The sequence below is a fragment of the Hymenobacter coccineus genome (assembly GCF_001816125.1).
GTDB lineage: Bacteria > Bacteroidota > Bacteroidia > Cytophagales > Hymenobacteraceae > Hymenobacter > Hymenobacter coccineus.
In genome coordinates this window covers 1-4,012 of the sequence record NZ_MDZA01000192.1, presented here as the reverse complement: position 1 = coordinate 4,012, position 4,012 = coordinate 1, and the positions used below count along the sequence as shown (strand labels likewise).

The following is a 4,012-nucleotide window of genomic DNA, read 5'->3' as shown; positions in this document are numbered from 1 at the left end:
CGTTGGCCGCGTCGAAGGCGGCGAGGGCGGCGGCAAAGCGGGCGGGGTCGGGGAGGAGGGGCATGGGAGACGGGGGCCTGGGGGCGCGGGTGCAAAATAGGGCCCCGGGCGGCGGCGGCCGCGGGCCGGGGCCCTATCTTACCGCCTCCTCCCGCCGCCAACTCCGCCGCGCCGCATGCCGACCCCCGCCCCGTCCGCCGCTTCCGGCCTCAAAAAAGCCCTCACGCCGCTGCACCTCTGGGCCCTGGCCGTAGGTCTGGTCATCTCGGGCGAGTACTTCGGCTGGAACTACGGCTGGGCGGTGGCCGGGCCGGTGGGTTTCCTCGTCGCCACGGGGCTGGTCACGGTGCTCTACGTGGCGTTCGTGTTCAGCTTCACGGAGCTGACGACGGCCTTGCCCAGCGCGGGCGGGCCGTTTGTGTACGCGCACCGGGCGTTTGGGCCCCTGGGGGGCCTGGTGGCGGGCTATGCCACGCTGGTCGAGTTCTTGTTCACGCCGCCGGCCATTGCGTTTGCGCTGGGCAGCTACGTGCACTTTCTGGCGCCCGCGGTGCCGGTGCTGGGCACGGCGCTGGGCTGCTACGTGGTGTTCACGCTGCTCAACCTGCGGGGCATCAAGGAATCGGCCACGTTTTCGCTGGTGGCCACGGGGCTGGCCGTGGCCGAGCTGCTGCTGTACCTGGGGCTGGTGGCCCCGCACTTCACGGCCGCGAATTTCCTGGCCCACCCGGTGCGCTGCGCGCGGGCGGGGTGCTGGCGGCGCTGCCGTTTGCCATCTGGTTTTACCTGGCCATCGAGGGCGTGGCGATGGTGGCCGAGGAGGTGCAGGACCCGCGCCGCACCATCCCGAAGGGCTACGGCTACGGCCTATTCACGCTGGTGGCGCTGGCCCTGGGCGTGATGGTGCTCACCGGCGGCGTGGGCGACTGGCGCCAGCTGGCCCGCCTCGACTACCCGCTGCCCGCGGCCCTAACCCTGGCGCTGGGCCCCGGCAGCCGCTGGGCCCAGTTTTTTGCCAGCATCGGCTTGTTTGGGTTGGTGGCCTCGTTCCACGGCACGCTCATCGGCTCCTCGCGGCAGGTGTTTGCCCTGGCGCGGGCCGGCTATTTGCCCGGCGCGTTGGCCCGCCTCAACGGCCGGCAGGCGCCGCACTGGGCCCTGGGGGCGGGCGCCGTGGTGGGCGCCGGGGCCCTGCTCACCGGCACCACCGACCAGCTCATCGTGCTGGCCGTGCTGGGGGCCCTGGTGATGTACGTCGTGAGCCTGCTCAGCCTCTTCGCCCTGCGCCGCCGCGAGCCCGAGCTGGCGCGCCCCTTCGCCGTGCCCGGCTACCCAGCGGTGCCGCTGCTGGCCCTGGCCCTCGCGCTGCTGAGCCTGGGGGCCCTGGTGTACTACAACCTGCGGCTGAGCGGCGTGTTCGCGGCCGTGGGGCTGGTGCTGCTCGCGGCGTTTGTGGGGCTGGGCGGGGCCAAGCGGCTGCGGTAAGTGGGGGCCGTAGGGCGGGTGCCGGGCCCTGGTGTTATCCTTTGATTCAATTATACTTGGCTTCCGGTTCCACCTTTCCCGCTGCCCCATGTTCCGTTTTGTCTACCTCCTGGCGCTGGCCACCACCGTTTTGGCGGGCTGCTCCTCCGCGCAGTCACCCGGGGCGGCCAAGGCCACTTACCTGCAAATCTTCTACGAGGGCCCCGGCTGGCTGGCGGGCCGCCGGGTGCTGGCCTACAGCCCGGCGTTCCGCGGCAAAACGGGCGAAATGGTGCAGGAAACGGACTCGACCCGTCGGCTTGCGCCCAATGCCCTGCTGAGCCTTTCGTTTGAAAACCATAGCCCGACGACTACGACCTTGATTGAGAGTACTTCGCAAGCCGCGGTCGCGCTGCGGCGCGCAGAAGTCGCCGGGGTCAACCAGAGCTTTCGGATGTTGGAGAAGCGGGCCGATTTGGCCCGGGCCACGCTGGGCCGGGCCCTCGACGAAACCGCGGCCGACGGCTGGGAAGTGGTGCAAATGACCGCCATTGGCAACCAGGGGGCCCTGGTCTACCTGCTGCGCCGGCCCTAGCCGCGGCCGTGCGGGGCCCCCCGGCGTGGGGCCCGTTGGAATTCTTGCCGCCCATTTTTCACCCCGCCGCCAATGCCCTACCGCCACACCGTCCGCCAGCACACCTACGTCTTTGAGGACCTGAAAACGCTGCTGGCGCGGGCCTCGCCGCTGCGCGCCGGCGACGCGCTGGCCGGCGTGGCCGCCGCCACCTACGAGGAGCGCGTGGCCGCCCAGTACGCGCTGGCCGACGTGCCGCTGCGCAACTTCCTGCACGAGGCGCTGGTGCCCTACGAGCAGGACGAGGTGACGCGGCTCATTGTGGACACCCACGACGCGGCGGCGTTTGCGCCCGTGGGCCACTTCACGGTGGGGCAGCTGCGCGACTGGCTGGTGTCGGACGCGGCCGACGCGGGGGCCCTGGCCGCGCTGGCCCCGGGCCTGACGCCGGAAATGGTGGCCGCCGTGAGCAAGCTGCTGCGCAACCAGGAGCTCATTGCCGTGGCCCGCCGCGTGGAGGTTGTCACGCGCTTCCGCAACACGCTGGGGCTGCGCGCGCGCCTGGCCACGCGCCTGCAGCCCAACCACCCCACCGACGATCTGCGCGGCATCGCCGCCAGCCTGGTGGACGGCCTGCGCTACGGCAGCGGCGACGCCGTCATCGGCATCAACCCGGCCACCGACAACACGCAGGCCGTAGGCAACTTGCTGCGCATGCTCGACGCCGTGCGCGAACAGTACGCCATCCCGACGCAGACCTGCGTGCTGTGCCACGTCACCACCGCCTTGCAATTGATCGAGCAGGGGGCCCCGGTGGACCTCACGTTTCAGTCCATTGCCGGTACCGAGGCCGCCAACGCCAGCTTTGGCCTCAACCTGGGCGTGTTGCAGGAAGCCTGGGAGGCCACCCTTTCCTTGAACCGCGGCACGGTGGGGCAGGACGTGATGTACTTCGAAACCGGCCAGGGCAGCGCCCTCTCCGCGGGCGCCCACCACGGGATGGACCAGCAAACCTGCGAGGCCCGGGCCTACGCCGTGGCCCGGCGCTTCCGGCCGCTGCTGGTGAACTCGGTGGTCGGCTTCATTGGCCCCGAGTACCTCTACGACGGCAAGCAAATCATCCGCGCGGCGCTCGAAGACCACTTTTGCGCCAAGCTACTGGGCCTGCCCATGGGCGTGGACGTGTGCTACACCAACCACGCCGAGGCCGACCAGGACGACACGGACACGCTGCTCACGCTGCTGGGCGTGGCCGGCTGCAACTTCATCATGGGCGTGCCCGGGGCCGACGACATCATGCTCGGCTACCAGTCCACCTCGTTCCACGACGCCCTGTACCTGCGCCGCGTCCTGGGCCTGCGCCCGGCCCCCGAGTTTGAAGTCTGGCTGCAACAGCAGGGCATTTTTGACGCCCAGGGGGCCCTGCTGCCCGCCGCGGCCGCCGCGCCGCTGCTGGGCCAGCTGCCGGCGCCGCTGCGGTAGCCGGGTACTTTTCGAGAAGTTTGGGTTGCGGCGTGAACGGTACTAACTTGGAGCCAACATGCTAAAACTGCTGTCCTACGGCCTGGGGTTTTGCCTGCTGCTGGTGCTGCTAGGCACGTACGTCCTGTTTTGGGGCCCCGACGCCTGGAATGGGCGGCGGAACTGGCAGAACTCGTACCGGGTCCACCCCGGCATGCCCGTGCGCGCGGCCCGGGCCATCATGGGGCCCAGCATCCGCAAGTCCGTTCAACCGGACTATGTGTCTTATTTCTACGACCCGCAACCCGTCGCGGCGGACCTCATTTCCATTTCGGTGGGAAGAGATAGCCTGGTCGCGTTCATCAACCACGGCGATGACTAACCCGGATTCCCCCGCCTCCCTGCCCGCCGCTGATGGCAGTCCCGCGCCCGACCCCTGGGCCGGGCTGCAAGCCTTCACCGCCGCCCGCATTGCCCTGGGGCGCACGGGCACCAGCGAGCCGCTGCGCGCGG

5 protein-coding genes are annotated in these 4,012 nt (G+C 70.2%); all 5 read left to right on the top strand.

Annotation, left to right across the window (positions count from 1 at the left end; translation table 11 throughout):
• Window positions 1-175 precede the first annotated feature (175 nt).
• The 5 genes from BEN49_RS30145 to BEN49_RS12055 all read left to right on the top strand — a co-directional run bounded on the left by BEN49_RS30145 (window position 176) and on the right by BEN49_RS12055 (window position 3,881).
• Complete coding sequence (locus tag BEN49_RS30145; RefSeq protein ID WP_262490198.1) at window positions 176-901, top strand: amino acid permease; 726 nt, start codon at window positions 176-178, stop codon at window positions 899-901.
• On the top strand, window positions 787-1,485 hold the full coding sequence (locus tag BEN49_RS30140; RefSeq protein ID WP_262490199.1) for an amino acid permease: 699 nt from the start codon (window positions 787-789) through the stop codon (window positions 1,483-1,485). The genes BEN49_RS30145 and BEN49_RS30140 overlap by 115 nt, the downstream gene beginning before the upstream one ends.
• A gap of 88 nt (window positions 1,486-1,573) precedes the next feature.
• On the top strand, window positions 1,574-2,059 hold the full coding sequence (locus BEN49_RS12065) for a hypothetical protein (protein WP_070743771.1): 486 nt from the start codon (window positions 1,574-1,576) through the stop codon (window positions 2,057-2,059).
• 72 nt (window positions 2,060-2,131) lie between these two features.
• Window positions 2,132-3,520 (top strand): ethanolamine ammonia-lyase subunit EutB, encoded by a 1,389-nt coding sequence (locus BEN49_RS12060; RefSeq protein WP_070743769.1) that lies wholly within the window; start codon window positions 2,132-2,134, stop codon window positions 3,518-3,520.
• A gap of 58 nt (window positions 3,521-3,578) precedes the next feature.
• Window positions 3,579-3,881: a hypothetical protein gene (locus BEN49_RS12055; protein ID WP_070743767.1), complete on the top strand. Its 303-nt coding sequence runs from the start codon at window positions 3,579-3,581 to the stop codon at window positions 3,879-3,881.
• Window positions 3,882-4,012: the final 131 nt, after the last annotated feature.

Excerpts from the sequence above, each read along its gene's own strand:
- BEN49_RS12055 (WP_070743767.1), top strand. The coding sequence starts at position 3,579 with ATGCTAAAACTGCTGTCCTACGGCCTGGGGTTTTGCCTGCTGCTGGTG.
- BEN49_RS30145 (WP_262490198.1), top strand. The coding sequence starts at position 176 with ATGCCGACCCCCGCCCCGTCCGCCGCTTCCGGCCTCAAAAAAGCCCTC.
- BEN49_RS12060 (WP_070743769.1), top strand. The coding sequence starts at position 2,132 with ATGCCCTACCGCCACACCGTCCGCCAGCACACCTACGTCTTTGAGGAC.
- BEN49_RS12065 (WP_070743771.1), top strand. The coding sequence starts at position 1,574 with ATGTTCCGTTTTGTCTACCTCCTGGCGCTGGCCACCACCGTTTTGGCG.